At 63.1% G+C, this 26,343-nt stretch carries 22 protein-coding genes; 16 read left to right on the forward strand and 6 right to left on the reverse strand.

The features are described 5' to 3' along the window. Positions 1-240 precede the first annotated feature (240 nt). Positions 241-1,128, forward strand: coding sequence for an NAD(P)-dependent oxidoreductase (locus tag BGP85_RS19525; protein WP_103449451.1), 888 nt, complete (start codon positions 241-243; stop codon positions 1,126-1,128). Here the strand turns inward: BGP85_RS19525 and BGP85_RS19530 are convergent. Then, positions 1,028-3,292, reverse strand: a complete 2,265-nt coding sequence (locus BGP85_RS19530) for a putative bifunctional diguanylate cyclase/phosphodiesterase (protein ID WP_103449452.1) — start codon at positions 3,290-3,292, stop codon at positions 1,028-1,030. The two genes, BGP85_RS19525 and BGP85_RS19530, sit on opposite strands and share 101 nt — an antisense overlap. A 198-nt stretch (positions 3,293-3,490) precedes the next feature. Next, positions 3,491-6,337, reverse strand: coding sequence for an RNA polymerase-associated protein RapA (gene rapA, locus BGP85_RS19535; RefSeq protein ID WP_103449453.1), 2,847 nt, complete (start codon positions 6,335-6,337; stop codon positions 3,491-3,493). 134 nt (positions 6,338-6,471) lie between these two features. Between rapA and BGP85_RS19540 the strand changes: the two genes are divergently transcribed. From BGP85_RS19540 to BGP85_RS19560, 7 genes are all read left to right on the forward strand, one after another. Beyond that, entirely contained in the window at positions 6,472-7,170 is a 699-nt protein-coding gene (locus tag BGP85_RS19540) for a M949_RS01915 family surface polysaccharide biosynthesis protein (protein ID WP_103449454.1), read from the forward strand. 107 nt (positions 7,171-7,277) lie between these two features. Beyond that, positions 7,278-7,610 (forward strand): aspartate-semialdehyde dehydrogenase, encoded by a 333-nt coding sequence (locus BGP85_RS19545; RefSeq protein ID WP_103449455.1) that lies wholly within the window; start codon positions 7,278-7,280, stop codon positions 7,608-7,610. Between the two features lie 67 nt (positions 7,611-7,677). Then, a complete protein-coding gene (locus BGP85_RS28945; protein WP_181004542.1) occupies positions 7,678-7,839 on the forward strand; it encodes a hypothetical protein in 162 nt (53 codons plus the stop codon). A 135-nt stretch (positions 7,840-7,974) separates the two neighbouring features. After that, complete coding sequence (ccoM, locus tag BGP85_RS29460; protein ID WP_275898203.1) at positions 7,975-8,091, forward strand: cytochrome c oxidase subunit CcoM; 117 nt, start codon at positions 7,975-7,977, stop codon at positions 8,089-8,091. Positions 8,092-8,260: 169 nt separating this feature from the next. Continuing rightward, on the forward strand, positions 8,261-10,249 hold the full coding sequence (locus BGP85_RS19550) for an FUSC family protein (protein ID WP_103449456.1): 1,989 nt from the start codon (positions 8,261-8,263) through the stop codon (positions 10,247-10,249). Then, positions 10,236-10,442 (forward strand): DUF1656 domain-containing protein, encoded by a 207-nt coding sequence (locus BGP85_RS19555; protein ID WP_103449457.1) that lies wholly within the window; start codon positions 10,236-10,238, stop codon positions 10,440-10,442. The genes BGP85_RS19550 and BGP85_RS19555 overlap by 14 nt, the downstream gene beginning before the upstream one ends. An 11-nt stretch (positions 10,443-10,453) precedes the next feature. Beyond that, positions 10,454-11,323 (forward strand): efflux RND transporter periplasmic adaptor subunit, encoded by an 870-nt coding sequence (locus BGP85_RS19560; protein WP_103449458.1) that lies wholly within the window; start codon positions 10,454-10,456, stop codon positions 11,321-11,323. 39 nt (positions 11,324-11,362) lie between these two features. On the opposite strand, the gene BGP85_RS19565 is transcribed toward BGP85_RS19560, so the two are convergent. Continuing rightward, a complete protein-coding gene (locus tag BGP85_RS19565; protein WP_103449459.1) occupies positions 11,363-12,121 on the reverse strand; it encodes an SDR family NAD(P)-dependent oxidoreductase in 759 nt (252 codons plus the stop codon). Positions 12,122-12,233: 112 nt separating this feature from the next. Between BGP85_RS19565 and BGP85_RS19570 the strand changes: the two genes are divergently transcribed. After that, positions 12,234-13,190 carry a LysR family transcriptional regulator gene (locus tag BGP85_RS19570; RefSeq protein ID WP_103449460.1) on the forward strand — a complete coding sequence of 319 codons (957 nt, stop codon included), beginning with the start codon at positions 12,234-12,236 and terminating at the stop codon, positions 13,188-13,190. Positions 13,191-13,277: 87 nt separating this feature from the next. Continuing rightward, complete coding sequence (locus tag BGP85_RS19575) at positions 13,278-13,598, forward strand: DUF2025 family protein (RefSeq protein ID WP_103449461.1); 321 nt, start codon at positions 13,278-13,280, stop codon at positions 13,596-13,598. On the opposite strand, the gene BGP85_RS19580 is transcribed toward BGP85_RS19575, so the two are convergent. After that, positions 13,587-16,175 (reverse strand): bifunctional diguanylate cyclase/phosphodiesterase, encoded by a 2,589-nt coding sequence (locus tag BGP85_RS19580; protein ID WP_103449462.1) that lies wholly within the window; start codon positions 16,173-16,175, stop codon positions 13,587-13,589. The genes BGP85_RS19575 and BGP85_RS19580 overlap by 12 nt on opposite strands. Positions 16,176-16,230: 55 nt before the next feature. Next, a complete protein-coding gene (locus BGP85_RS19585; RefSeq protein WP_103449888.1) occupies positions 16,231-17,304 on the reverse strand; it encodes a diguanylate cyclase in 1,074 nt (357 codons plus the stop codon). A 130-nt stretch (positions 17,305-17,434) separates the two neighbouring features. On the opposite strand from BGP85_RS19585, the gene BGP85_RS19590 reads away from it, so the two are divergent. Next, complete coding sequence (locus BGP85_RS19590) at positions 17,435-18,529, forward strand: MBL fold metallo-hydrolase (RefSeq protein WP_103449463.1); 1,095 nt, start codon at positions 17,435-17,437, stop codon at positions 18,527-18,529. Positions 18,530-18,531: 2 nt separating this feature from the next. Here BGP85_RS19590 and BGP85_RS19595 read toward each other — a convergent pair whose 3' ends face one another. Then, positions 18,532-19,413 carry a formate/nitrite transporter family protein gene (locus tag BGP85_RS19595; RefSeq protein WP_103449464.1) on the reverse strand — a complete coding sequence of 294 codons (882 nt, stop codon included), beginning with the start codon at positions 19,411-19,413 and terminating at the stop codon, positions 18,532-18,534. Positions 19,414-20,107: 694 nt separating this feature from the next. On the opposite strand from BGP85_RS19595, the gene BGP85_RS19600 reads away from it, so the two are divergent. From BGP85_RS19600 to BGP85_RS19620, 5 genes are all read left to right on the forward strand, one after another. Next, positions 20,108-21,751 (forward strand): acetolactate synthase large subunit, encoded by a 1,644-nt coding sequence (locus BGP85_RS19600; protein WP_103449465.1) that lies wholly within the window; start codon positions 20,108-20,110, stop codon positions 21,749-21,751. Positions 21,752-21,877: 126 nt separating this feature from the next. After that, entirely contained in the window at positions 21,878-22,432 is a 555-nt protein-coding gene (locus BGP85_RS19605; RefSeq protein ID WP_103449466.1) for a UPF0149 family protein, read from the forward strand. Positions 22,433-22,508: 76 nt separating this feature from the next. Beyond that, positions 22,509-23,180 carry a glutathione S-transferase family protein gene (locus BGP85_RS19610; RefSeq protein WP_103449467.1) on the forward strand — a complete coding sequence of 224 codons (672 nt, stop codon included), beginning with the start codon at positions 22,509-22,511 and terminating at the stop codon, positions 23,178-23,180. Positions 23,181-23,208: 28 nt separating this feature from the next. Continuing rightward, the gene (locus BGP85_RS19615) at positions 23,209-25,224 is read left to right on the forward strand and encodes a pyridoxamine 5'-phosphate oxidase family protein (RefSeq protein WP_103449468.1); all 2,016 of its coding nucleotides are present in this window, start codon (positions 23,209-23,211) and stop codon (positions 25,222-25,224) included. A gap of 61 nt (positions 25,225-25,285) precedes the next feature. After that, the gene (locus BGP85_RS19620) at positions 25,286-26,182 is read left to right on the forward strand and encodes a LysR family transcriptional regulator (protein ID WP_103449469.1); all 897 of its coding nucleotides are present in this window, start codon (positions 25,286-25,288) and stop codon (positions 26,180-26,182) included. Positions 26,183-26,343: the final 161 nt, after the last annotated feature.

Consider the following 26,343-nt stretch of genomic DNA (forward strand, 5'->3'; position numbering starts at 1 on the left):
AGTGCTTAAAAATACGCAGCCGCACCATGTCGGTGCTTGTTGACGCTCACGTAAGGTGGAAGTTGGTAACAGTGGTGGGCTGATTCGGCGCTGCGGTAACAGTTTACGGCATGCGTAATGGGGCGGATCTACGGACCTTCGCGCATTGGCAGAAGTTTTGGCAGAGGTCATAGTGCGCCATTTGCCGGCATTGCCTCGCCCGCTTGTCACGCTTCTTTAATCTTCTGCCTGGAGTCGTTCATGAGTACTGCACTGCCTTCGCTGGGATTCGCCGGGATTGGCCTGATGGGCCTGCCAATGTGCCGGCGCCTGTTGGCTGCGGGTTATCCGCTGACGGTCTGGAACCGCAGCCCGGACAAATGCGCCACGTTGGTGGCCGCAGGTGCACGGTTGGCGGCGAACCCGGCCGAGCTGTGCCGTGACAGCGACATGGTGCTGTTGTGCCTGGCCGACACGGCAGTGGTGCGCGAAGTGGTGTTTGGCGAGCAAGGCATCGCCGAGGGCGGGCGCAGCGGGCAGTTGCTGGTGGACTTCTCCAGCCTGGAGCCGACCGCCACCCGGGAAATGGCTGCCGAGTTGGCTGCCCTGTGCGGCATGGCCTGGCTAGACGCTCCGGTTTCCGGTGGCACGCCAGGGGCCGAGGCGGGCACCTTGGCGATCATGGTGGGGGGCGAGGCCACTGACCTGCACCGGGCGCGCCCGGTGCTGCAGGTGCTTGGCCAGCGGGTCACGCACATGGGCGGTGTGGGGGCAGGGCAGGTGACCAAGGCTTGCAATCAGATGATCGTGGCCTGCAATGCCCTGGTGATTGCGGAAGTAGTGGCGTTGGCCGAGCAGTCAGGCGTCGACGCCACCTTGATCGCCGAGGCCCTTGCCGGTGGCTTTGCCGATTCGAAGCCGCTGCAGATCCTGGCGCCGCAGATGGCCGAAAGCCGTTTCGAACCGGTCAAGTGGCATGTCCGCACCTTGCTCAAGGACCTCGACGGTGCCGTCAAGCTTTCCCGCGAGCAGGGTACGGCAACGCCACTCAGTGGCCTTGCCGCGCAGCTGATGCGCCTGCACGGTAGCCAGGGGTATCTGCAAAAAGATCCGGCGACCCTGGTAGAGCTGTATCGCAACAAGGGTTGAATACGCTGTCCTGGCGGTCGAGCTGATCGAGCAGCGAGCGTAGTTCGCTCAGCGGCACGGGGCGGCTGAGCAGGTAGCCCTGCAGGTAGTCGCAGCCCTTGCTGACCAGAAACTCATGTTGCTCGACGGTTTCGACGCCTTCGCTGACCACTTCCAGGTGTAGGGTGTGGGCCATGGCGATGATGGCCTCGATGATCTCGCGATCTTTCAGGCTGCCGGGCACATCCTGCAGGAATGAGCGGTCGATCTTCAGCACGTCCAGAGGCAGGCGTTTGAGGTAGGCCAGCGACGAATAGCCGGTGCCGAAATCGTCGATCGACAGGCCGACACCTTGGCCGCGAATGCGCTTGAGCAGGCTGACGGTATGCTCGATGTCACCCATCAAAGCGTTTTCGGTGACTTCCAGTTCCAGCTGTCGAGGCGCCAGGCCCGCCTGGAACAGCGCCACTTCCACTTCGCTGGGCAGGGCTTCATGGCCCAGGGTCACCGCCGAGCAGTTGACCGTGACCTTCAGGCTGGTAAAACCATGCTGCTGAAGCCGGGCCAGGTCCTGGCAGGCGTGGCGCAGCACCCACAGGTCGAGGTCAACGATCAGGCCGTTGGCTTCGGCAATGCCGATGAACCGGTCAGGCCCCATCAGCCCGTGCAGCGGGTGCTGCCAGCGCACCAGCGCTTCGAGTTTGGCCACCTGGCCGGTGCGCAGGTCGAAGATCGGTTGGTAATGCACGCATAGGCCGCGTTCTTCGAGCAGGGCAATGCGCAGCTCCTCTTCCAGTTGCAAGGCCAGGCTGGCACGGCTTTTCAGGCTGCTGTTGAAAAAGTGCAGGCTGTTGCGCCCGCTGCCTTTGGATTGATAGAGGGCAAGGTCGGCATGCTTGAGCAGTTCTTCGGTGGTCAGGCCATCATCGGGGTAGATGCTGATGCCGATGCTGGTGGTCATGACCATGCGCCGGCCGCCCAGGTCGATCGGCTCCTTCATCCGTTGCATGATGCGCTGGGCCAGGTGGCGCGCCTCGTCGTGGCTGTTCAGGCTGGTGACCACACAGAACTCGTCACCGCCGAAGCGGGCCACCAAGTCGTGGCTGCGGGTGGCGGCCGTGATGTGGTTGGCGATCACCTTGAGCAATTCGTCGCCGGCATCGTGGCCGAGGCTGTCGTTGATCCGCTTGAAGTGGTCGATGTCGAGGAACATCACGGCCAGGCGGTCTTCATTGGGATCCTGCTCTGCCAGGCGTTCGGCGAAGATCTGGTTGAAACCACGTCGGTTGACCAGGTTGGTCAGGGCGTCGTAGTGGGCGGCCTGTTGCAGTGACTCGCGGGCCTGGTCCAGTTGGCTGAGCAGCACGCCGTAGCGGCGCAGGTCGTCTTCCTTGCTCTGCAGCTTCTTGTCGGCCAGGGCGGCGCTGATGCTGCTGCCGCTGATCAGCAAGGTGATGAAGGCGATGGTCAGCCCCAGCTGCAGGCTGTTGTCGCCCGAGGGCAGGAGCAAGGCGGTGTCGGCGGGGATTACCAGGGTCATGGCCGACATGGCGGTGAAGTGGGTGGCCACGATGCCGCTGGCCATGATCAGGCTGGCGCCATACTTCATGGTCTGGTGCAGGGTACCGCTGCCGTTACGGAAGTAGCGGGCCAGCAACAACGCGACAAGGCTGGTGAGCAGGGCGATGACGGCGCTGCTTAGCAGCAGGCCGGTCTGGTAATACTGCTGGGCACCGGTCTGCAGCGCGGCCATGCCGACGAAATGCATGATGACGATGCCCAGGCCGATAAGCAGCGCGCTTTGCAGGTAGTGCTGCGGGCGCATTTCGCTGCGGTCCAGGCTGTTCATCGCCAGCCACGCCACCAGTAATGCGATCAAGAGGGACAGGCCGGTCAGCGACACGTCGTAATGCTTCTCCACTGGGGCCTGAAAGGCGAGCATGCTGATGAAGTGCATGGCCCATATGCCGCCGGCCAGGCAGCAGGCGCCGAGCACACGCCATTGTCGCTGGGCAGCGCGCAGCTCGGTGTGGGATTGGCGCTCGGCCATGTCGAGGGTGGCGAAGCACGCTGCGCTGGCCACGGCAAACGCGATCAGCACCAGTAACGGTTCGTGGCGGCAGTCGATGACGATGCGCCCGGTTACCGGCAGTTCGGTGAACAGTTGCAGTCCCAGCCAGTCCATTGCTAGCCCTTTGCTCGAGTTTTCACTCGTCTCCGTTCAAGCGCTGTGGAGACTGTTCTGGGGCAGTATAGAAACAGGTGGTTGAACCTTCCTGACTAGTGGCACTTTGGCTTCAATGATTTGGCTCTGAAGTCGATAGCCAGTCGGCATAACGAACTGGGGGGCGCCAAAGCGCCCCCCAGTCAGGTGGCAGGACGGTCAGCCGGCGACCAGCACACGTATCGCCTCGAGGCGCAGCGCGGCCTTGTCGAGCATCGCCAGGCCTTGCTCACGCTGCTTGCGCAGCGCATCGATCTCGCTGTCACGCACGCTCGGGTTGACGGCCTGCAGCGCGGTCAGGCGTGCCAGCTCTTCATCGGCCTCGGCGACCAGGCGGCGCTGGGCTTCGGCCACGCGCTCGACGTGGACCGGCATGACCTTGGCTTCACCACCACTGATGCGTTGGGCCAGCACATCACGCTGGGCCTGCACGAACTTGTTGGCGCTGGCCCGCGGCACGCTTTCGAGCTGGTCGTTGAGGGTTTCGAACGCTACCCGCGAAGCCAGGTCGTTGCCGTTGGCATCGAGCAGGCAGCGCAGTGCCGCTGGCGGCAGGTAACGGCCCAGTTGCAGGCTGCGCGGCGCCACCACCTCGCTGACGAACAGCAGCTCGAGCAGCACGGTGCCCGGTTTGAGCGCCTTGTTCTTGATCAGCGCGACTGCGGTGTTGCCCATCGAACCGGACAGCACCAGGTCCATGCCGCCCTGCACCATCGGGTGTTCCCAGGTGAGGAACTGCATGTCTTCACGCGACAGCGCCTGGGCGCGGTCGTAGGTGATGGTCACGCCTTCGTCGTCGCCCAGCGGGAAGCTGGCGTCGAGCATCTTCTCGCTCGGCTTGAGGATCAGGGCGTTTTCCGAGTGGTCTTCGCTGTCGATGCCGAAGGCGTCGAACAGGGTTTCCATGTAGATCGGCAGGGCGAACTGGTCGTCTTGCTCAAGGATCGCCTCGACCAGCGCCTGGCCCTCGCCGGCACCACCAGAGTTGAGCTCCAGCAGGCGGTCACGGCCGCTGTGCAGTTCTGCCTCCAGGCGCTCGCGCTCGCCACGGGCCTCGCTGACCAGTGCGGTCCAGGCCTTGGCATCGCCGCCTTCGAGCATCGGCAGCAGGCGCGGGCCGAACTGGTGCTGAAGGGCGTTACCGGTCGGGCAGGTATTGAGGAAGGCGTTCAGGCCATCGTGGTACCACTGGAACAGGCGCTCCTGCGGGCTGTCCTGCAGATACGGAATGTGCAGTTCGATGGTGTGCTTCTGGCCGATACGGTCGAGACGGCCGATGCGCTGTTCGAGCAGGTCCGGGTGGGCCGGCAGGTCGAACATCACCAGGTGATGGGCGAACTGGAAGTTACGGCCTTCACTGCCGATCTCGGAGCAGATCAGCACCTGGGCGCCGAATTCCTCGTCAGCGAAGTAGGCCGCAGCGCGGTCACGCTCGAGGATGCTCATGCCTTCGTGGAACACCGTCGCCGGGATGCCGGAGCGCACGCGCAAGGCGTCTTCCAGGTCCATGGCGGTTTCAGCGTGGGCGCAGATCACCAGGACCTTGGTGCGCTTGAGCATCTTCAGCGTGTCGATCAGCCAGTCGACCCGTGGGTCGAAGCGCCACCAGCGTTCGTCATCGCTGACCTCGCCTTGGGCCTGGAAGGCCACTTCCGGGTACAGCTCGGCGTGTTCGCCGGCAGGCAGGTCCTGGTAGGGCGCCGGGTTGGCCAGCGGATATGGATGCAGCTGGCGCTCGGGGAAACCCTGGACGGCCGCACGGGTGTTGCGGAACAGCACGCGGCCGGTGCCGTGGCGGTCGAGCAGTTCGCGGATCAGGCGGGCACTGGCCTGGGTGTCGCCATCGTTGACTGCGGCCAGCAGGGCTTCGCCTTCGGCGCCGAGGAAGCCTTGAATGGTGGCATGGGCCTTGGGTGACAGGCGGCCTTCTTCAAGCAGCTCCTGCACGGCTTCGGCCACCGGGCGGTAGTTTTCGCTCTCGGCGCGGAACGCCGCGAGGTCATGGAAACGGTTGGGGTCGAGCAGGCGCAGGCGGGCGAAGTGGCTGTCCTGGCCAAGCTGTTCGGGGGTAGCGGTCAGCAGCAGCACGCCTGGGATGACCTGGGCCAGTTGCTCGACCAGGCTGTATTCGGTGCTGGCCTGCTCTTCGTGCCACACCAGGTGGTGCGCCTCGTCGACCACCATCAGGTCCCAGCCAGCGGCGAACAGTGCGTCCTGGGCCTTTTCGTCATCGACCAGCCACTCCAGGGCGACCAGCGCCAGCTGGGCATCCTCGAACGGGTTGCTGGCGTCGCTTTCGATGAAGCGCTCGGCGTCGAACAGGGCGACCTGCAGGTTGAAGCGCCGGCGCATTTCCACCAGCCATTGGTGCTGGAGGTTCTCCGGAACCAGGATCAGCACGCGGCTGGCGCGGCCGGACAGCAGCTGGCGGTGAATCACCAGGCCGGCCTCGATGGTCTTGCCCAGGCCTACTTCGTCGGCCAGCAGAACGCGTGGGGCGCTGCGGTCGGCGACTTCGCGGGCAATGTGCAACTGGTGGGCGATCGGTTGCGCGCGGCAACCGCCCAGGCCCCATAGCGACGACTGCATCTGCTTGCTGGTGTGGTGCAGGGTGTTGTAACGCAGGCTGAACCACGACAGCGGGTCGATCTGCCCGGCGAACAGGCGGTCGCTGGCCAGGCGGAACTGGATGAAGTTCGACAGCTGGGTTTCCGGCAGGGTGCGCGCCTGGTTCTGGCCATCCAGGCCGTGGTAGACCATCAGCCCGTCGATGTCCTCGACCTCGCGTACGGTCAGCTTCCAGCCTTCGAAGTGGGTGATCTGGTCACCCGGCGAGAAACGCACGCGGGTCAGCGGCGCATTGCGCAGGGAATACTGGCGGGTGTCGCCAGTGGCCGGGTAGAGCACGGTCAACAGGCGGCCATCCTGCGCCAGGATGGTACCCAGGCCAAGCTCCGCTTCACTGTCGCTGATCCAGCGTTGCCCCGGTTGATACTGCTGCGCCATACTGCCTGAACTCCCGCGATGAAAAAGCCGGCTATGTTAACGGATAGGCCGGGCGGACCATAGACCAGAAGTCCATGAGTCTAGCTGTTTCATCGCAGAAAACACCGTCTTGCTGACGAGGGCTACGCACCGATATGCCGCTCAAGCACCGCTGGTTGCACACTTCCCTGGCCCTGGGCAGCTTGTTGCTGCTGGCTGCCTGTGAACAGAAAAATTTCGAAACCTTGCCTGCGATCCCGGTCGAGCAGCTCGAAGTGCTGGGCGTGCAGACGCCGATCAAGAGCGTGCACTTCCGCGACCGCGACGGCGAGGGGCTGCTGGTGCTCAGCCGCAGCGATGGCCAGGCGGTCGATGCCGAGTCCGAGCAGGAGGTCGACAAGGTGGTACTCAAGGCCACCCTGTACGGTCGTACCTCCGAGAGCGACGCGTTCAAGCCGCGCTGGCAGATCGAGCAGGAAACCACCTGCCCGGGGCTGGACCTGGATGTCGACTTCTACACCGATGTCAGTGATGTCACTGACCTGAACAAGGACGGTGTCGCTGAAGTGACAGTGGCCAGCCATGCCTTCTGTGGTGGCGGCATCGACCCGCACGACATCGCCATCGAGATGCGCGAGGGGCAGAGCGCCTACACCATCACCGGTCAGTCGCTGATCACCCCGGCAGGTGAGGAGCCGGTTGGCGGCGAACGTGAAGACAGCGCTTCGCTGAAGAACGCGCCACAGGTGCTGCGTGAGCACATGGATTCGGTCTGGCAACAGGTCTACAAGCGGCCCTGGAGCGAAGCCAGCCCGCCGGCCAGCGACGACGACCCTGAGGATGAGGCCGAGTAACGGCTGTCTATACTGGCATGGCGCGGCCGTGAATGGCCGCGCATTCTCACCTTTTACGCTCAAGCTGGCTAACGGATGGCCGATACAGTGGGCACAGGAGAACTTCCATGCTGCCGCCGATCATCCCGCTCAGTGCCGCCCCCGTGACCTCGCAACAGGATCCGGTCAAGCAGACACCCGACATCAAGCCGGTGGTGCCCGTGCAGCCGTCGTCCAACGAAAGCGCCATCGACCTCAAGCAGCAGCGCGACCCGCAGGAGCAGGCCTTGCTGCTGCGTGAAGAGCAACGCCGGCAGCAGCAACGGCGCAACAGCAAGGGCGATGAGGAGCGTTACAACGCGGTGCCGGGTGATGAAGTCAACGCCGACAATACCGTGCCGGTGGCGCCGCTGATGGGCGAGCACCAGCGTCAGGGCCTGCTGGTCGATATCGAAGTCTGACGCGGGGCTGGTCACGACCGGCGCCTGGCTTCATGATGCAAGTCTCTGTAGATCGTCGAGCCCACCCATGAGCCAAGACAACCTCATCGACTTCGATGCCGAGCGCGCCAAGCGCATCCATGACCTCAAGGAAAAACGCCTGAACGAAGTGCGCCAGGCGTTCGAGCAGGCCATGCCGCTTGCCCCCGCGAAGAAAAAGAAGCCCAAGGGCAAGCCCAAGAAGCGCTGAAACTTGACGCAGGTCAACCCTGCACCCGCCTCGCGTGCCCGGTCCCGGGCAGCATTGACCCTGATCAATTTTCCCCGCCCCCGTATTCGTTACCTTGCATCCATCGGACAACGGCAAACGAATCGGGAGGCCAGCATGTTTTTCGACAATGTGGTTATCGCGGGCGTGGTAACGGTCGGGTTGATGTTTGCATTCTTTGCCGGTCTGGGCATTTTCATCTGGAAGGACTCGCAAAAGCGCAAGCCGCGCTGACCTTCCGGAACCACGAGCACGCAAGGCATTTTGGGCGACTTCGGTCGCCTATTTTTTTGTCCGCGTTTTTTGTCGATAAAGATGATTAGCTAGCTAATTAATCGTCCCGGCAGTATCCTTTCCCCATTGTCTATCGTTCATATAACCATCCCCTCGCAAGGTCCGATTCGTGCCCATCACCCTCCAGGCCCTGTTCGCACCCAGCAGCCTCGCCATCAAGTTCGCCATCAAGACCCTGCTTGGAGCGGGCCTGGCGCTGTGGCTGGCCATGCGTTGGGGGCTGGAGCAACCGTCCTGGGCGTTGATGACCGCATTCATCGTCGCCCAGCCGTTGTCGGGGATGGTGGTGCAAAAGGGTCTGGCGCGTCTGGCCGGGACTTTGGTCGGCACGGTCATGTCGGTGGTGTTCATCGGCCTGTTCGCGCAGACGCCATGGCTGTTCCTGATCACCTTGGCGTTGTGGCTGGCCCTGTGCACGGCGGCCTCCACGCAGTTACGCAGTGCCTGGGCCTATTCGTTCGTACTGGCCGGCTACACCGCAGCCATCATTGCTTTGCCCGCCATCAGTCATCCCTTGCAGGTGTTCGACCAGGCGGTAGCGCGTTGTACCGAGATCTGCCTGGGGATCTTCTGCGCCACCGCCAGCAGCGCCCTGATCTGGCCGATGCGGGTCGAGCAGCAGCTCGCCGGGCAGGCCCGTCAGGCCTGGCAGAACGGCTTGCAGGCGGCAAGCGCCATGCTTGGTGGCGAGGATGAAGCGCGCAAAGGGTTGCTGGACAGCCTCGGCCGCATCGTCGCCATCGATACCCAGCGCGAGCACGCCTGGTTCGAGGGGCCGCGCGGGCGGCTGAGGGCCAAGGCCATTCGCGGGCTGAGCCAGAAACTCATGGTGCTGCTGCGCATTTCACGCTCTGTCCGTCGGCAGTGGCGGCAACTGGACGCGCACGAAGCCGGGCGCCTCGGTCCTTGGCTTGAAGAACTGCGAGCACTGCTGGTCAGCCCCGATCAGCCGAGCCTGCTGGTGTTGCGCCAGCGCATCTGGGATGCCGCGCATGACGAGCAGATCAGCTCTGCCGAGCATTTCTGCCTGGCGCGCATGGCCTTGCTGCTGGACTTCGCCATGGCCGCCACCCAGGCCCTGGACGATGTCGAGGCGGGCAGGGCGCCGAAGGATGTCGCCCAGGGCCTGGCGGTGCACCGCGACTGGTCGCTGGCGTTGTTGTTCGGTTCACGCAGTGCCTTGGCCTTCCTGGTGATGAGCAGCTTCTGGCTGGCTACTGCCTGGCCGTCGGCGCCGGGTGGCCTGGTGCTGACCTGCGTGGTCTGCAGCCTGTTCGCCAGCCGCGAGAACGGCGCGCAGATCGGCCTGAGTTTCTTGCGCGGGATCTTCCTGGCGATCCCGCTCGCTTTCCTGGTAGGGCAGATCATCCTGCCGCAATGGAGCAGCTTCGCCATGCTCTGCCTGGGCATGGGTGTGCCGCTGTTCTTCGGGGCGCTTGGTATGGCCCATCCGCGTACCGGCGCCACGGCGACCTCTTATTGCCTGCATTTCATCGTGCTGGTCTCGCCGCTCAATGCCATGACGTTTGGTGTGGCGAACATGCTCAACAGCGCCCTGGCCATGTTGATGGGGGTGGGCGCCGCCGTGTTGGCGTTCCGCCTGCTGGTGTTCCGTCACCCGGCCTGGCTTGGCCGGCGCCTGCGCGCCGCGACCCAGAGCGACCTGGTGCGCTTGACCCGGCGCGATTTGCGCGGTGCCGACAGCTGGTTTGGCGGGCGCATGGCCGACCGCCTGATGCAACTGGCCCGGCATGCCAGTGAGTTGCCGGCCACTGAGCGCAAGCGCTGGGATGACGGCCTGCATGGGCTGGATATCGGTGACGAGCTGGTGCACCTGCGCATGTGCCTGGCGGTGGCCCAAGTGCCATTGGCTGGCGCCGAGCGCGAGTACCTGCAGCAGGTCGAGGCGGTACTGGCCAAAGGCCCGGCAGCGGGGCGCGGGCAGCGTCTGGATGCGGCCAGCGAGCAGTTCATCGCCGCCTTGCAGCGGGCGCCGGCCAGCGACCCGTTGCGCCTTGCCCAGGGCGCGGTATTGCAGTTGCAGAAAAGCTGGGGGAAATGGTGCCGTTCGCAGGAGGATGCCCATGGGCTTGCGTGAGTGGGAGCTGGGCGGTGTGCTGCTCAGCCCGTTCCTGATTTATGTTCTGATGGCGCTGGCGCTGACCGGCGTGCTGCGCCTGGTGGTGCACGCCACGCCGCTGGGGCGCTGGATCTGGCATGAAGCGCTGTTCGACACGGCGTTGTTCGTTTGTGTGCTGTTCCTGGTGGTTCGTCTGCTGGGGCCTTTGTAAGGAGTGATTCAATGCGTGCTGTCGTCCGTACCCTGGTGACCCTGTGCGTGGTCGCCATTGCCGTTCTGGCCGGCTTCAAGCTCTGGCAGTACTACATGCTCACGCCATGGACGCGTGATGCCCGGGTACGCGCCGATGTGGTGGTGATCGCCCCGGACGTGTCTGGCTGGGTGCGTGAGCTGAAGGTGCAGGACAACCAGCAGGTCAAGGCTGGCGACTTGCTGATGAGCATTGATCGCGAGCGTTTCCAGGCCGCGTTCGACCAAGCCAGCGCGGTGGCTGAAACCCGCGCCCAGCAATTGCACCTGCGTGAGCGTGAAGCAGCGCGGCGCACAGCCTTGGGCCCGGAGGCGATCAGTGCCGAGCTGCGCGAGAATGCCCAGATCAACGCCGCCGTCGCCCGCGGCGAATTGCATGAGGCCGAAGCACAGTTGCAGGTGGCGAAGATCAACCTGGCGCGCAGCGAAGTGCGGGCGCCGCGTAGCGGGCATATCACCAACCTGCGCCTGGCCCAGGGCAACTATGTGAATACCGGTCAATCGGTGATGGCCCTGGTGGATGATTCGACGTTCTACATCCAGGCCTATTTCGAGGAAACCAAGTTGCCGCGCATCCGGGTTGGCGATGAGGTGAAGGTCTGGCTGATGGGCGCAGGCGACGCGATGCAGGGCCATGTGGAAAGCATCAGCCGCGGCATCACCGACAGCAACAGCAACCCAGACAGCCAGTTGCTGCCAGTAGTGGAGCCGACCTTCAACTGGGTGCGGCTGGCGCAGCGGATCCCGGTGCGGATCAGGCTCGACCAGATTCCCGAAGGCGTGCACCTGAGCGCTGGGATGACCGCCAGCGTTCAGGTGCATGAGGATCAGATGGAACAGTGATGGCCATTGGGGCCGCAAAGCGGCCCCAGAATCTCTGACTTAAAGGAACATCCCGCCAGACACCTCCAGCCGCTGCCCGGTAATCCAGCCATTGCCCTCTTCGAGCAACAGTGCGATGGCGGCGCCGATATCATCGGGCAACCCGACCCGCCCCAATGCCGTATTGCCGGCAATGAAGTCATTGACCTGCTGGTTGTCGCGCACCACCCCACCACCAAAATCAGTCTCGATCGCCCCCGGTGCGAGGATGTTGACGCGGATGCCGCGTGACCCGAGCTCCTTGGCCTGATATCGGGTCAAGACCTCCATCGCCCCCTTCATGGCCGCATAGGCGGCATACCCAGGCAGTGCGAAACGCGCCAGTCCGGACGAGATGTTAACGATGCGCCCGCCATCGACGAGCAACGGCAGCAGCCGCTGAGTGAGGAAGAACGGCCCCTTGAGCTGTATGTTCAGCAACTGGTCGAACTGCGTCTCGGTGGTTTCGCTGAACGGCACATTCAAGCCGATACCGGCATTGTTAACCAGGAAATCGAAGCGCTCACGGCCGAAGTGTTGTTGCAAGGTCGTGCCCAGGCGTTCGGCAAAGCTGGCGAAGCTGCTGCTGTCGCCGACATCCAGTTGCAGCATGGCAGCCTTGGCACCAGCCGCTTCGAGAGCCTTGGCCACCTGCTGCGCCTCGTCGGCCCTGCTGTGGTAGGTGCCGATGATGTCGATACCGCGTGCAGCCAGATGTTCAGCGGCATTGCGGCCCAGGCCACGGCTGGCGCCAGTGATCAGAGCGATCTTGCGAGTCATGTCGTATCCCTCGTGGGTGGTGGATGACGGACAGGTTATTGATCGTGATGCGGCTGTTAAATCCAGCAGAATCGGAAATACTGTTCGCGTGTTTCGAACAGTCGGGGTGGGTATGAACAAGCTGGAACTGCTGCGCACCTTCGTACGCGTCAGCGAGTTGAGCAGTTTCACACTGGCGGCAGACAGCCTGGGCCTGCCGCGCTCGACGGTGTCGGAGCAGGTGAGGGCGTTGGAGCAATTGCTTGGCACGCGCCTGTTCAACCGCACCACGCGGCGCGTCCAGGCGACCCAGGACGGTTCATTGCTGTATGAGCGTAGCAAGGACCTGCTGTCGGGCATGGACGAGATCGAGAGCCTGTTCCGCGCGGACGATGCCGAGCTGGCCGGCTGCTTGCGGGTCGACATGCCAACCATGATGGCCCGCCGTGTGATCATTCCGGCCTTGCCGCAATTCTTGTCGCGGTTTCCCAGGCTGGAGGTGGAGATCAGTTGCACTGATCGACAAGTTGATCTGCTGCGTGAAGGCTTCGACTGTGTCATGCGCATCGGTGCGCTGAGTGACCTGGATGTCGTAGCGCGGCCTGTCGGCCAGTTGAGCATGCGCAATTGCGCCAGCCCCGCCTACCTTGCCCGTTGCGGCGTGCCACAGAGCCTGGATGATCTGGCGGAGCACAGCCTGGTCCACTACGTCCGCAACCTGGGGGCGCGCAGCGCGGGCTTTGAGTACATGCAGGCCGGCCAGGTATGCTTTCAGCCCATGGCCGGCGCGGTCACGGTCAACAATGCCGAGGCCTATTCGGCGGCATGCCTGGCCGGCCTTGGCTTGATCCAGGTGCCAGCAGTGGGTGTGGCGCATCACCTGGCAAGCGGCGAGCTGGTGGAGGTGATGCACGGCTGGCAGGCACAGGCCATGCCGGTGTCCTTGCTGTATGCCCGGCAACGGCATGTGCCACGCAGGGTCCAGGCCTTCATGGGCTGGTTGGGCGGGCTGCTGGCGTCGCAGGTCGACGCCATGCCAGTCGATCTCATGCCAGACGACGAAAACCTTGGCGCAACGATGAGTACATGAGCTAGGCTGCCCACTGCGCGTCGCCCATCAGAGGCGACCGTTGCCTGCCTGGCGTGCGTCACTTCCGTTCATTTGCGAGGTTACGTCATGGCCATCACTTCCCAGGACATCTGCAGCGCTGCCGACCAGCTCAATGGTTTTGTCGGCTTTCATGGCAAGCGCGGCGTCCATATCGTGCGGTTTTCCGAGGACGCATTCGGCATGGACGTGGCGGATGACAGCATCACCCCCTGCAACGAATTCGTCTGGCGGCCACAACAGGGTGCGCGCATGGCACTGTGCCGGGAGCGTCTGGCGCTGTTGCTGGAGCAGCATGTGGATGACCGGCTGAACATCGGCGAGCCATTGCGCATCTACCTGCAACGCAGCGATCTGCCGGAAATCGTCGCCGAGCGTTCACTGCGCTGAGCCGCTTAAAGTGGCATCGGCAGAGCAACCCGGCTTGTGTTGCAACAATTGCTCGAAGCCGGCTCTGTCCAGTGGCCGGCTCAGGTAATAGCCCTGCACTTCATGACAATTGTCCCTGGCCAGGGTTTGCAACTGTTGTTCGGTTTCCACGCCCTCGGCGGTCACGGTAAGGCCCATGGCCTCACCCAGGTTGATGATGGCCTGCACGACCGCCCGGTCGTTGCCAGTGGCATTGGCAAGGCCGGCGATGAAGCGTTTGTCGATCTTGATGCTGTCGAACGGATAGGTCCGCAGGTAACCCAGCGACGAGTAGCCTGTGCCGAAGTCGTCCATGTTCAGCCGCACGCCCAGTTCCTTCAGCGCAAGCATGGTAGCCAGGGCGCCTTCTATATCGTTGAGCATCACGTTCTCGGTTATCTCCAGCTCCAGCCGCTGGGCGGGGAAGCGCGTATCCAGAAGGATCTCGCGAATGTCGGCAACCACGTCGCTGCGCAAGAACTGCGCCGGTGACAGGTTTACCGACACCAGCAGGTGTTCCGGCCAGTCGAGCGCACTGCGGCAGGCTTCACGCAACACCCAGCGTCCCAGGGTGACGATCAGCTCGCTTTGCTCGGCCAGCGGGATGAAGGTGTCCGGGGCAAGCAGGCCTTCTTGCGGATGTTGCCAGCGCAGCAGGGCTTCGACCGAAACGATGCGCAAGTCGCTCAGGCGGTAGCGTGGCTGGTAATGGAGAACGAATTCGTTGCTGTTCAGGGCGTGGCGCAAGTCATTTTCCAATTGGCGGCGATACTGGATCTGCTGGTTCATCTCGTCGCTGAAGTAGCGCCAGGTGCCTTTGCCATCGGCCTTGGCCTGATACAGGGCGATGTCCGCGCAACGGATCAGTTCGCCAGCATCGAAACCTTGATTGCGGGTTTGGGCGATGCCGACGCTGGCGCCGATATGCAACTGATGGTTTTCGAAGGCAATGGGCTGTTGCAGCAATTCGATGAGCCGCCGGCACAGCTTGTCGATCTCGCTGCGGTTATCCATGCCGGTGAGCACCAGTACGAATTCGTCACCACCCAGACGCGCCACCAGGTCAACGTCACGCGTGGTGTCACGCAGGCGCGCGGCGACCTCTTGCAGGACTGCATCGCCTGCCGCGTGGCCAAGGGAGTCGTTGATGGGCTTGAAATTGTCGAGATCGAGCAGCAGCAGGGTCAGCGGCGGCGAGTCGCTGCCGCGCAGCAATGTCTGTTCCAGGTGCCGGGCCAGCTTGTTGCGGTTGGCCAGGCCGGTCAGCGGGTCGTGCAGCGACAGGTGCTGGATGCGCGCATGGGCCTCGACTTCGTCGGTGATATCGCTGGCCGTGCCCCGAAAGCCGGCGAGCTTGCCATCGAAGCGGATTGCCCGGGCTGAAATCCGGCAGTAGCGGCTCAGGCCATTGTGGTCGAGGTAGGCACAGCGCAGGTTGGCCGGTTGCTCCGAATCGGCCTCGGCCTGGGCGTCCAGCCAAGGAGAAAGGGGCGTGGTTTCACAGCTGAGCAACTGGTTGAGCGGCTGGCCCAGCCAGACCTCGACCGGGTCGCCGGTGACCTTGACGAATCGCTGTGACAGATAGGTCAGCCGTTGCTGGCGGTCGGTCTCCCAGATCCAGTCGGACGCAGCCTCGGCGACCGCGCGAAAACGCTGTTCACTGGCTTCCAGCGCCTGGTTGCTCTCCTGCAGGCGCTCAAGGCTGAGGTCGATGGCGCGGGAGCTGCGCAGCGCATGGCGAAACAGATAAAGCATGACCAAGGCCAGTATCAGTAATGCGCAGATCAAGGGCGGCAGCACGGCCCATAACAGTTGTCGCCCAGGCTGCGGGCTGGTCCAGGTCAGGTGGTAGCCAGTATTGCCCAGGGCAATTTGTTGCTGGGGGCGGTCGTGCTCGCCGTTCTTTTCGATGTGCATGTGTGCAAGGCCTGCACCCGCGCCCAGGCCCTCGAGCTTGGCTTCGGTAAGCTGGTCGACGAACAGCATGACCGGTGCCTGGCTCACCTCCTGGGCGGAAACATCCCGGTCCGGGCGCACGGCGGCAGCGCTGAGCACTGCTGGCCAGTTGTTGAACATGACGAAGCGGGTAATCTGCTTGCGGGCGCTGGCGGCCCCACGCGCCGCGTCGATGACCTCTGCCAGGGGGGCATCGATGAAACTGCCAGCATCTGCCTGGGTCGGTGCCCCCTTGAAAAGCGCATAGGTGGTGCGTTGATCTTCCACCACGAATACCCCTTCGTAGCCGCTGGCGCTGTACAGCGACTCGCCGACATTCTTTTGTTCATAGGCCCACTGCCAGTCGACCTTGCCAGCCAGGTGTTCGAAGGCGGCGTCCCACACCGCGTAGCTGGAAAGAAACTGCCTGGAGGCCAGCAACCGTTGTTCCAGCGTCTGGGTGGCATGGAACGCGCTGCGTTGCTGCTCCTGTTGGTCGAGCGTGGCGGCGATATTGAACAAGGCACCCAGCGTGACCAGGCAGGCGAGGCCGAAAACTGCGCAGATGCCGCCAATCAGATGACGGACTTGGAGACGGGGGAGGGGGCTGGCGGTCCTGGCCATGCGCGAACAACTCCTTGTTGACTGCAGTCCCCCGCCGGCCAATCAGCAAGGAGGTTCAGTCAGGATAGGCCAGCCTGAGCGGGGTGGCCTCGCCCTGCGCGAAATTGACCTGGTCGCGACCGCGGCGCTTGGCGCTGTACAGCGCCTTGTCGGCCTGCTCCAGCCAGTGCTCGGGAGACTGGAGGTCGGCATTGAACGCCGCCAGGCCAATGCTCAGGCTGATGCGCAGGTGCGGCAGCTGCGGGTTGCGGTAGCTGGCGACCTGTTCGCGCAGGCGCTCCATGGCCTGGCAGGCCTGAGCCTCGCTGGTGGCGGGGAGGATCACGCAGAACTCATCGCCACCATAGCGCCCGGCCTGGTCGGACTCGCGCAGGTTGCGCTTGAGCTCCTCGCTAAACTGGCGCAGTACGCAATCGCCGACCACGTGGCCGAAGGTGTCGTTGATGGTCTTGAAGTGATCGATGTCGATCAGCGCGATCACGGCGGGTGACTGTTGTTGCCGGCAGGCCTGGAACCTGAGTAGCAGCAGATCTTTCCAGGCGCCGTGGTTGAGCAGGCCGGTCAAGCTGTCGGTGAGGCTCAGGGCGCTGAGGCGGCGCTTGTGCTCGCCCAGCTTGATCGCCAGGCGGTAACAGACCCAGCCCAGGGCCAACGGGTACAGGGTCAGCATTGGCAGGCAGGCGTAGATCTGCAGCGCCGTGGCGTTCAACTGCAGCCCGGTGCCCAGCAGCGTGCTGGCCAGCAACATGCCGGCCAGTTGAGCCATGATCCCGCGAACGATCAGGCGCTTGCCGCCCGCGGCCACGTTGTTCATGGTCATCATCGACAGCACGGTCACGGTCGGCAGCGGGTTGAAGTGCATGGCCGCGGTCCAGAAGCCGCCCAGCAGCGAGTCCAGCAGCATGTTGCGCTGTTCTGCCTGATAAGGGGCCGCTGAACGCGATGCCCACTGATAGGCGACATGTGGCCAGAGCAGGCCATTGAACAGCAGCAGCACCCAGACCCAGGTTGGCGGCGACAGCGGCGCCACGGCAGCGGCTACGCTGAACAGGCCGATCCCCAGGCCGATGACACGAGGCAGGTAGATGCGCTTGACGAAAGAAAGTCCCTTGCCGCTGCGATTGTCCATCATGGTCGTTGTTCTTCTGCTGGGGTGCCGTTTATCGCATAACTCACGTGAATATTGTTGAACAGTGTTTCATCGACGAAAAATGACCTTACAAGCCAATTCACGGTTGATGTGATCCCAGTGGGGTAACATGAAGCCTTTCCTCTTGCTTGGAGTGTTGCTGCTCATGGCTCCCATGGCGAATCCTGGCGACCAATCGGCGCCGCAGCGGGACGGACGTTTTCACAACCAGGCCAGCCTGCCCCAGGATGGCGTGCTGAAGAAGCTGCGCATCGGCCTCAAGTACCTGTTCCTGCGCAAGCCGCCGGAAACCCGGCCGGCGGCCGCGATCAGCGTGCAGCCCATGACCCGCCAGCAGGTGCTTGATGCGCCGGACCACAGCCTCTGGCGCCTGGGCCATTCCACAGTATTGCTCAAGCTGCGCGGTCGCTACTTCCTTACCGACCCGGTCTTCGCCGAACGCGCCTCGCCGGTGCAATGGGCCGGGCCGCTGCGCTTTCATGCACCACCGCTAGGGCTGGATGAGTTGCCGCCGCTGACGGCGGTAATTCTCTCCCACGACCATTTCGACCACCTCGATGAGCAGGCGATACGCCGACTGGCCCCACGTGCCGAGCGCTTCCTGGCGCCGCTCGGGGTGGGTGACCTGCTGATCGAGTGGGGGGTGCCTGCTGCAAAGGTCGTGCAACTGGACTGGTGGCAGGAAACCGAAGTCGAGGGTGTGCGTTTCATCGCCACGCCCGCGCAACACTTCTCCGGGCGTGGGCTGTTCGACAGCAACCGAACCTTGTGGGCTTCCTGGGTGCTGATAGATGACCAGACGCGCCTGTTCTTCAGCGGTGATACCGGTTACTTCGCCGGCTTTGCTGAAATCGGCGAACGCTTCGGGCCGTTCGACCTGACGTTGATCGAGACCGGTGCCTACAACGTGGCCTGGCCCAACGTGCATATGCAACCGGAACAGAGCCTGCAGGCACACCTGGATTTGCGCGGGCGCTGGATGCTGCCAATCCATAATGGCACCTTCGACCTGTCCATCCATGGCTGGCAGGAGCCGTTCGAACGCATCGTCGCCCTGGCAGCTGCAGCCCAGGTGCGGCTGAGTACCCCACAGATGGGCGAGCGGGTCAGTATCGACTCACCGCACGAGGGGCAGAACTGGTGGCTGCCGCACCCGGCGCGAGAGCGGGGCAGGGCGGCCGAACGGGCATTGGCGGCGCGCTGAGTTCAGTCCCGGCGTTGCTGACCTTCTTTATCCTTTAATAGTTGCGATGGCGGCTTGCCGCTGTCGCTGCGCACCTGGGCATGGCTGATCAGGGCGAAGATGAAGCTGCCACCGATGATGTTGCCAGCCAGGGTCGGCAAGGCGAACGCCAGCCAGAAGCTGCTCCAGGTTTCGTCGCCGGCCCATACCAGGTAGGAAACTTCCACCGAGCCAACGACGATATGGGTGAAGTCGCCCAGCGCCATCAGGTAGGTGATCATCAAGATGATCCAGATCTTGGCCTGTTCCATGGACGGGATCATCCAGACCATGGTGGCGATCATCCAGCCCGACACGATGCCTTTGGCGAACATCTGGCTGATGTCGTTCTTCATTACCTTGCGCCCGACTTCGAGGAAGGCCACGTCGGTCTTGCTGTCGAAGATCGGCAGTTCGAGCATTACCCAGGCCACCAGCAAGGTGCCCGCGAGGTTGCCGAGCAGCACCACGCTCCATAGCCGCAGCAAGCGCCCGAGGTTGGCCAGAGTTGGCCTGGTCATGACCGGCAGCACGGCGGTGAGGGTGTTTTCGGTGAACAGTTGCTGACGTGCCAGGATCACCGCGAGAAAACCGGCGCTGTAGCCGATGCTGGCGATGACCTGGGCGCTTTCACCTTCAGGCAGTCGGGCATAGAACAGCCCCATGGCCATTAATGACAGGCCCATGGTCAGGCCGGCGGCAAGGGCAGACCACCACAGTGCCGCGAGCGTGCGCTCCAGTTCCTGATCGCCCTGGTAACGAATGATTTCGTGCAACACCGCAGCCCGCGGCGGCTGGTTATGGCTGACTTCCTTTTCTTCGTCCGCCGACAGGCCAGGGGTCTTTTCGCTCTGCGCATCGCTCATGGCCGTCACGCTCCACAGGTTGTTTCTCTACAGAGCGGCGCTTCATGCATTTAGTTGCCAGGTGGCCGCAGATGAAGATCGAAAGTTTTTCAGATCAAGGTGTTGACTCTGATTTCAAAGCGCGTATTATTCGCCTCCTCGCAGCGTTGAACGCAACGAGGCAAGCGGTAAGTTGTTGAAGTTGAACGCTTTTGAAAGAAAGCAGCTTCGAAAGAACTTCAAAATAACGCTTGACAGCAAGTGAGGAAAGCGTAGAATGCGCGCCTCGGTTGAGACGAAAAGCTCTTAACCAAACGCTCTTTAACAAATCGAATCAAGCAATTCGTGTGGGTGCTTGTGAGTACGCCGATGGTAGTGTGGGGTTTCCCCATGTGAGAGTAGGTCATCGTCAAGATTCATTTCGCAAAACCCCTATCTGCGCATGCAGGTAGGGGTTTTGTCTTTTCTGCCCTCTGGCTTTCCCGCCCTGCGGCGCTTTGGCGCTGCAGCCAAATGTCTTTTGTCTGTATCCTCCTATCTGCACCGTTTGTACGGTGCGACAATATTTCTCGCAAATTAACGTGACTTATTTACGCTTAAGCTGCGTCAAGACTTAAGTTCGGGGCAATCCTGGCCCCCGAACCGAGCGATGCCAGCGTACCGTGCTGCGCATTTCTGGACTTCCACTGTCCGATCACTTGAGGTTACAAGCAAGATGGCCAAGGCCGCCGATGTCGTTGTGCAATGCCTGGAAAACGAAGGTGTCGAGTATGTGTTCGGCATTCCTGGTGAGGAAAACCTCGACCTGCTGGAATCCCTGCGCAAGTCGAAGATCAAGCTGGTACTGACCCGCCACGAGCAGTCCGCGGGCTTCATGGCCGCCACCTATGGCCGCCTGACCGGCAAGACCGGCGTCAGCCTGTCGACCCTGGGCCCTGGTGCAACCAACCTGGTAACCGCCAGTGCCTACGCCTACCTGGGCGGCATGCCGATGATGATGATCACCGGCCAGAAGCCGATCAAGAAGTCCAAGCAGGGCCGCTTCCAGATCATCGACGTGTGCGGCATGATGGACCCCATCACCAAGTACACCCACCAGTTCGCCTCGGCCGACAACATCCCGGCGCGTATGCGCGAAGCGTTCCGCCTGGCTGAAGAAGAAAAGCCGGGTGCAGTGCACCTTGAGCTGCCGGAAGACATCGCCGCCGAGCAGACCGACGCCCTGCCGATCCCGCGCAGCCTGCACCGTCGCCCGCTGGCCGAGCACGTGGCCATCGAAGCTGCCGTCGAGAAACTGCAGAAGGCCCGCAGCCCGATCCTGGTGATCGGCGCCGGCGCCAACCGCAAGATGACCGCCAAGGTCCTCAAGCAGCTGATCGACAAGACCGGCATCCCGTTCATCACCACGCAGATGGGTAAAGGTGTGGTCGACGAGCGTCACCCGCGCTTCCTGGGTAACGCGGCGCTGTCCTCCGGTGACTTCGTCCACCGTGCCATCGAAGCGGCGGACCTGATCATCAACATCGGCCACGACGTGATCGAGAAGCCACCGTTCTTCATGGTCCGTGGCGGCACCGAAGTCATCCACATCAGCTTCCGCTCCGCTGAAGTCGATGCCGTGTACTTCCCGCAGGTCGAAGTGATCGGTGACATCGCCAACGCCGTGTGGCAGATCAGCGAAGCGCTGAACGACACCGCGCATTGGGACTTCACCCGCCTGATGGCGATCCGTGAAGCCAACGAAGTACAGATCGCCGAAGGGGCCGACGACAACCGCTTCCCGGTCTACCCGCAGCGCTTGGTCGCCGACATCCGTCGCGCATTGCCGTCCGAAGGCATCGTGGCCCTGGACAACGGCATCTACAAGATCTGGTTCGCCCGTAACTACAAAGCGCACAAGCCGAACACCGTGCTGCTCGACAACGCCCTGGCGACCATGGGTGCTGGCCTGCCATCGGCAATGGCTTCGCATCTGGTGTACCCGGATCGCCCGGTCATCTCGGTATGCGGCGACGGCGGTTTCATGATGAACAGCCAGGAGCTGGAAACTGCAGTTCGTCTGGGCATGCACATCACCGTGGTGATCCTGCGTGACGACGGCTACGGCATGATCCGCTGGAAGCAGGCCAACATGGGCTTCACCGATTTCGGCCTGGACTACGGCAACCCGGACTTCGTCAAGTACGCCGAAGCCTACGGTGCCAATGGCCACCGCGTGGAGAGCGCCGAAGCCTTCCTGCCGCTGCTCGAGCACTGCATCAAGACCCCAGGCGTGCACGTGATCGACTGCCCGGTCGACTACAGCGAGAACGACCGCATCCTCAACAGCGAGCTGCGTGAGCGCGCGTTGGCGGTATAAGGCTTAGCTGCCTGATCGCGGGGCAAGTCGGGTCGCCGCACCCGACTTGCCCCGCGAATGCTTTCTGCAGACGCAATCCCCCATGTGCTAGGGTGCACGCAAATCTTCACCCCAGGACACCCACACATGCTTCCCGCCCTCAGCGAAAAAGAACTCGCCCGCCTCGAAGACCTGCTGATCACCTACGGCAACGACTATTCGGTGCTCAACCTGGCCGAGCTCAATGGTTTTTTCACCGCCCTGGCCAGTTCCCCGGTCGACGTGCTGCCAGAGCAATGGCTGCCCACCGTCGCGGGCGGCAAGGTACCGAAGTTCAAGAAACCCGCCCATGAGGAGGCTTACACCGCCTTGATGCTGCGCTATGCCTACCAGGTTGCCGAGCAATTGGCGGAGAACCTCGAAGGCTTCCAACCGCTGTTCGAAGAAAGCGAGGCCGAAGAAGGGCCGGCGATCATCATGGAAGAGTGGTGCTTCGGCTACATGCGCGGCACTCAGGTAGCGGCTTGGGGCGAGTTGCCGCCCGAGCAGGATCAACTGCTCAAGGCGATTTCACTGCATGGGCTGGAAGACAACTTCGAGTTGCTCGATGCCATGAGCTTCGCTGAGTTGCAGGCTTGTGTACCGCATGTGGTCGAGGCTGCGCGGGGCCTGTATCGCTATCAGAAGCAGTCGCGGCACTGATCACCCGATTATTTCGCCAGTCGAAATTATGGTTTGTTCCTTGCACTGATTCTGCTGCCAGCCGAATCAGGGCAGGATGGGCTCCAGCTGGCACCACCCCGGTGCCAACCCTGGAGCCCAGCCCGTGATCACACTCTACAACTTTCCCAAGTCCGGCCACGCCCACCGCATTGAGCTGATGCTGTCGTTGCTGAAGCTGCCCACCGAACTGGTATTCGTCGACCTGGCCAAAGGCGCGCACAAGCAGCCGGAGTTCCTCGCCCTCAATCCGTTCGGCCAGGTACCGGTGATCGATGACAACGGCATCGTGATCGCCGATTCCAATGCAATTCTCGTCTACCTGGCGAGCACCTACGACAAGGCGGGCAAGTGGCTCCCCCATGACCCGGTAAAGGCCGCCCGCGTCCAGCGCTGGTTGTCGGTTGCCGCCGGCCCATTGGCCTTCGGCCCTGCAGCGGCTCGCCTGGTGACGGTGTTCGGCGCTTCGTTCAACACCGACGAAGTCATCGCTCGCGCGCACACCTTGCTCAAGGTGATGGACGCTGAGCTGGCCAAGTCGGCGTTCCTCGTCGGCATTGAACCGACCATCGCCGATGTCGCCAACTACTCGTACATCGCCCACGCCCCCGAGGGCAATGTCTCGCTGGAACCTTACCCCAACGTGCGTGCCTGGCTGGCGCGGATCGAAGCGTTGCCTGGCTTCGTCGCCATGCCACGTACTGCCGTCGGCCTGCAGACCACCGTCTGAGCCGCCATCCCACGCGAGGAATGCCGCCATGGCGCAACTCCCCGATCATCGCACCTCCTCGCCCTGGCATGCCGGCGAGAAGCGCCTGCAGGAGCATGCAGGTGTGTCGGAGCGCATGGACGTGTTCGGGCAGAAAGTCATTCGTGACCACATGCCCGACCAGCACCGCACGTTCTACCAGCAGTTGCCATTTATCGTCGCCGGCGCTGTGGATCAGGGCGGCAGGCCGTGGGCGACGCTGCTCGAAGGCCCGGAAGGCTTCGTCAGCTCGCCCGACCCTCGGCAACTGCTGATCGATATCCACCCGGCCAGCGATGACCCGGCAACGCCTGGGCTGGCAACTGGCGGGGCCATCGGCCTGCTCGGCATCGAGTTGCACACACGCCGGCGCAACCGCATCAACGGTCTGATCGCTCAGGCCGCTGATGGGCGGCTGGACGTGCAGGTGGAGCAGTCGTTCGGCAATTGCCCGCAGTACATCCAGCTGCGCGAATACACGCGCGTCGATGAACCGGCGCAAGGTAGAATCGATGCGCAAGGGCTGGATGCCACGGCCGTCCAGATGATCACGAACGCGGACACGTTGTTCGTCGCCAGTTATATCGATCACCCCGACGGCATGCGTTCGGTGGACGTCTCGCACCGTGGCGGGCGCCCCGGCTTCGTCAGGGTCGAAGGCAATCGCCTGACCCTTCCCGACTATGCCGGCAACCTGCATTTCAACACCCTCGGCAACCTGCTGGAGAATCCGCGAGCCGGGCTGTTGTTCGTCGATTTCAGCAGCGGTGATGTACTGCAGGTGACCGGGCGCACCGAGGTGATACTCGACAGCCCGCTGATCACGGCATTCGAGGGCGCCGAGCGGCTGTGGACGCTGGACATCGAGCACGTGGTACTGCGCCGTGCGGCGGTGAGTTTGCGCTGGGCCTTTCAGGAATATGCGCCAACCAGCCTGATGACCGGCACCTGGGCCGAGGCGCAGCTGCGGCTCCAGCAGCGTGAACGGCAGCGCCAGTGGCTCGCCTGGCGGGTGGCGCGTGTGGAGCAGGAGAGTCGCGACATCCGCTCGTTCTATTTCGCTGCGGACCAATCGGTGGCGTTCTTGCCCGGCCAGCACATTCCCGTGCGTATCCCGCTGGGTACCGATGCACCGCTGATACGCACCTACAGCCTGTCCTGCGCGCCGTCCGACGGCTACCTGCGGATCAGCGTCAAGGCACAGGGCCCGGCGTCGCGCTATCTGCATGAGCGTGTCAGGGCAGGGGACAGGCTGGAGGTGCGTCTGCCCATGGGCAGCTTCACCCTGGATAGCGCCAGCGACAGGCCTGTCGTGCTGATCGGTGCAGGCGTGGGCATTACACCGCTCATCGCCATGTTGCGCGAGTTGTTGGCGAACGGGCAGGGGCGCCGCATCCATCTGTTCCACGGGGCCCGCAGCCTGAATGATCTGCCATTCCAGCAGGAACTGGCCCAATTGCGTCAGCGAGCCGGTACAGCCTTGAGCGTGCATCGTTCGTTGAGCCAGCCTGAGGCCGAAGCCGTACAAGGGCGTGACTACGAGCACAGCGGGCGCCTGGGCATCGAGCAGGTGAAGGCAACGCTGGCGCTGGATGATTACGACTTCTACCTGTGTGGGCCGGCCAGCTTCACCCAGGACTTGTATGAGGGACTGCGCAGCGTGCATGTGCCGGATGCCCGCATTCATGCCGAAGCCTTCGGGCCATCAACGCTGCGGCGGCATGGCGACGACAACCGGCCCACGCTGCAACAGCCAGCGGCTGCCAGCGAGCCGGTGCCAGTGTACTTTGCCGGCTCTGCCAAGGAGGCGCGTTGGGCGCCTGGGGCTGGCACCTTGCTAGAGCTGGCCGAGGCACGCGGGCTGTCGCCGGAGTTCAGCTGCCGGGGTGGTTCTTGCGGGACGTGCAAGACCAAGGTGGTGAGTGGGCAGGTGCATTACCCGAATCCACCTGCCGAGATGCCAGAGGAGGGCACTGCACTGATCTGTTGTGCGGTGCCGGCCCAAGCGTTGGTGCTGGACCTATGAAGCCGGCACCGGTAACGCAAATAGCCGATAATCCCCGGACCCCCATTGCCCAGGAACCCGCATGGACCAGATCCACCTGATGAAGGTGTTCGTCGCTGTCGGCGAGCTGGAAAGCTTCGCCGCGGCCGCCCGTCGCCTGGACATCTCACCTGCCGCTGTCACCCGTGCCGTCAGCGCCCTCGAAGAGCAGATCGGGGTCAAGCTGCTGTTGCGTACCACCCGTAGCGTGCGCCTGACCGAGGCGGGCAGCCGCTACCTGGAAGACACCCGGCATATCCTCGCAAGCATCCATGAAGCCAATGAAGCCGCGGCCGGTATCAACGCCACGCCCAAAGGTGAGCTGGCGATCACCGCGCCGATCCTGTTCGGCAAGAAGTTCGTCATGCCTTGCATCGTGCGTTACTTGCAGCAATACCCCGAGGTCGATGTGTCGGCGTACTTTCTCGACCGCGTGGTGAACATGGTCGAGGAGGGCATGGACGTGGCCGTGCGCATCGGGCCGCTGCCCGACTCCGGCCTCAAGGCGCTGCGTGTGGGCCGGGTGCGGCGGATGCTGTGCGCATCGCCCGACTACCTCGCACGCGTGGGCGAGCCGCAGCATCCTTCGGACTTGCCGGACCATGCAGTGATCGCCACCACCAACCTCTCGCCGCGCGCCGGCTGGCGCTTCGGCCTGGCCGACGAACCGACCCTGGTGCGCATGAAACCGCGGCTGACGGTCACCAGCAACGATGGTGCGATCGCTGCGGCAGTGAGCGGGTTGGGCATCGCCCGGCTGCTGTCGTATCAGATAGTCGATGAACTGGCCAGCGGCCAGTTGCAGGTCATTCTTGCCGAATACGAGGAGGCCCCCTGGCCGATCCATGTCTTGCACCGCGAGAGCAAGTACGGCTCGGCCAAAGTGCGATCGTTCATCGACATGCTGGCGCGGGACCTGCGGGCTCGGCAATTGGATTGATCGTTGAGATCGTACAACAAAACTGGGTTTTCTTCATTCTCAATGATTTCCTCCCATTTTGCTGACCAATAACATTTGCTGTTGTACGACGACCTATGACATGGCACTCTTCACCTGAAACAATTTGTCTCATTTCGCCCTGCCGGCGCGTGAGGCAGATC

This window comes from Pseudomonas putida, from assembly GCF_002906855.1.
GTDB classification, from domain to species: domain Bacteria; phylum Pseudomonadota; class Gammaproteobacteria; order Pseudomonadales; family Pseudomonadaceae; genus Aquipseudomonas; species Aquipseudomonas putida_N.

What these genes read in the sequence shown, in the direction of transcription:
- BGP85_RS19525 (WP_103449451.1), top strand. Translation starts at nt 241, where the DNA reads ATGAGTACTGCACTGCCTTCGCTGGGATTCGCCGGGATTGGCCTGATG.
- BGP85_RS19530 (WP_103449452.1), bottom strand. Translation starts at nt 3,292, where the DNA reads ATGGACTGGCTGGGACTGCAACTGTTCACCGAACTGCCGGTAACCGGG.
- rapA (WP_103449453.1), bottom strand. Translation starts at nt 6,337, where the DNA reads ATGGCGCAGCAGTATCAACCGGGGCAACGCTGGATCAGCGACAGTGAA.
- BGP85_RS19540 (WP_103449454.1), top strand. Translation starts at nt 6,472, where the DNA reads ATGCCGCTCAAGCACCGCTGGTTGCACACTTCCCTGGCCCTGGGCAGC.
- BGP85_RS19545 (WP_103449455.1), top strand. Translation starts at nt 7,278, where the DNA reads ATGCTGCCGCCGATCATCCCGCTCAGTGCCGCCCCCGTGACCTCGCAA.
- BGP85_RS28945 (WP_181004542.1), top strand. Translation starts at nt 7,678, where the DNA reads ATGAGCCAAGACAACCTCATCGACTTCGATGCCGAGCGCGCCAAGCGC.
- ccoM (WP_275898203.1), top strand. Translation starts at nt 7,975, where the DNA reads ATGTTTTTCGACAATGTGGTTATCGCGGGCGTGGTAACGGTCGGGTTG.
- BGP85_RS19555 (WP_103449457.1), top strand. Translation starts at nt 10,236, where the DNA reads ATGGGCTTGCGTGAGTGGGAGCTGGGCGGTGTGCTGCTCAGCCCGTTC.
- BGP85_RS19560 (WP_103449458.1), top strand. Translation starts at nt 10,454, where the DNA reads ATGCGTGCTGTCGTCCGTACCCTGGTGACCCTGTGCGTGGTCGCCATT.
- BGP85_RS19565 (WP_103449459.1), bottom strand. Translation starts at nt 12,121, where the DNA reads ATGACTCGCAAGATCGCTCTGATCACTGGCGCCAGCCGTGGCCTGGGC.
- BGP85_RS19570 (WP_103449460.1), top strand. Translation starts at nt 12,234, where the DNA reads ATGAACAAGCTGGAACTGCTGCGCACCTTCGTACGCGTCAGCGAGTTG.
- BGP85_RS19575 (WP_103449461.1), top strand. Translation starts at nt 13,278, where the DNA reads ATGGCCATCACTTCCCAGGACATCTGCAGCGCTGCCGACCAGCTCAAT.
- BGP85_RS19580 (WP_103449462.1), bottom strand. Translation starts at nt 16,175, where the DNA reads ATGGCCAGGACCGCCAGCCCCCTCCCCCGTCTCCAAGTCCGTCATCTG.
- BGP85_RS19585 (WP_103449888.1), bottom strand. Translation starts at nt 17,304, where the DNA reads ATGGACAATCGCAGCGGCAAGGGACTTTCTTTCGTCAAGCGCATCTAC.
- BGP85_RS19590 (WP_103449463.1), top strand. Translation starts at nt 17,435, where the DNA reads ATGAAGCCTTTCCTCTTGCTTGGAGTGTTGCTGCTCATGGCTCCCATG.
- BGP85_RS19595 (WP_103449464.1), bottom strand. Translation starts at nt 19,413, where the DNA reads ATGAGCGATGCGCAGAGCGAAAAGACCCCTGGCCTGTCGGCGGACGAA.
- BGP85_RS19600 (WP_103449465.1), top strand. Translation starts at nt 20,108, where the DNA reads ATGGCCAAGGCCGCCGATGTCGTTGTGCAATGCCTGGAAAACGAAGGT.
- BGP85_RS19605 (WP_103449466.1), top strand. Translation starts at nt 21,878, where the DNA reads ATGCTTCCCGCCCTCAGCGAAAAAGAACTCGCCCGCCTCGAAGACCTG.
- BGP85_RS19610 (WP_103449467.1), top strand. Translation starts at nt 22,509, where the DNA reads ATGGGCTCCAGCTGGCACCACCCCGGTGCCAACCCTGGAGCCCAGCCC.
- BGP85_RS19615 (WP_103449468.1), top strand. Translation starts at nt 23,209, where the DNA reads ATGGCGCAACTCCCCGATCATCGCACCTCCTCGCCCTGGCATGCCGGC.
- BGP85_RS19620 (WP_103449469.1), top strand. Translation starts at nt 25,286, where the DNA reads ATGGACCAGATCCACCTGATGAAGGTGTTCGTCGCTGTCGGCGAGCTG.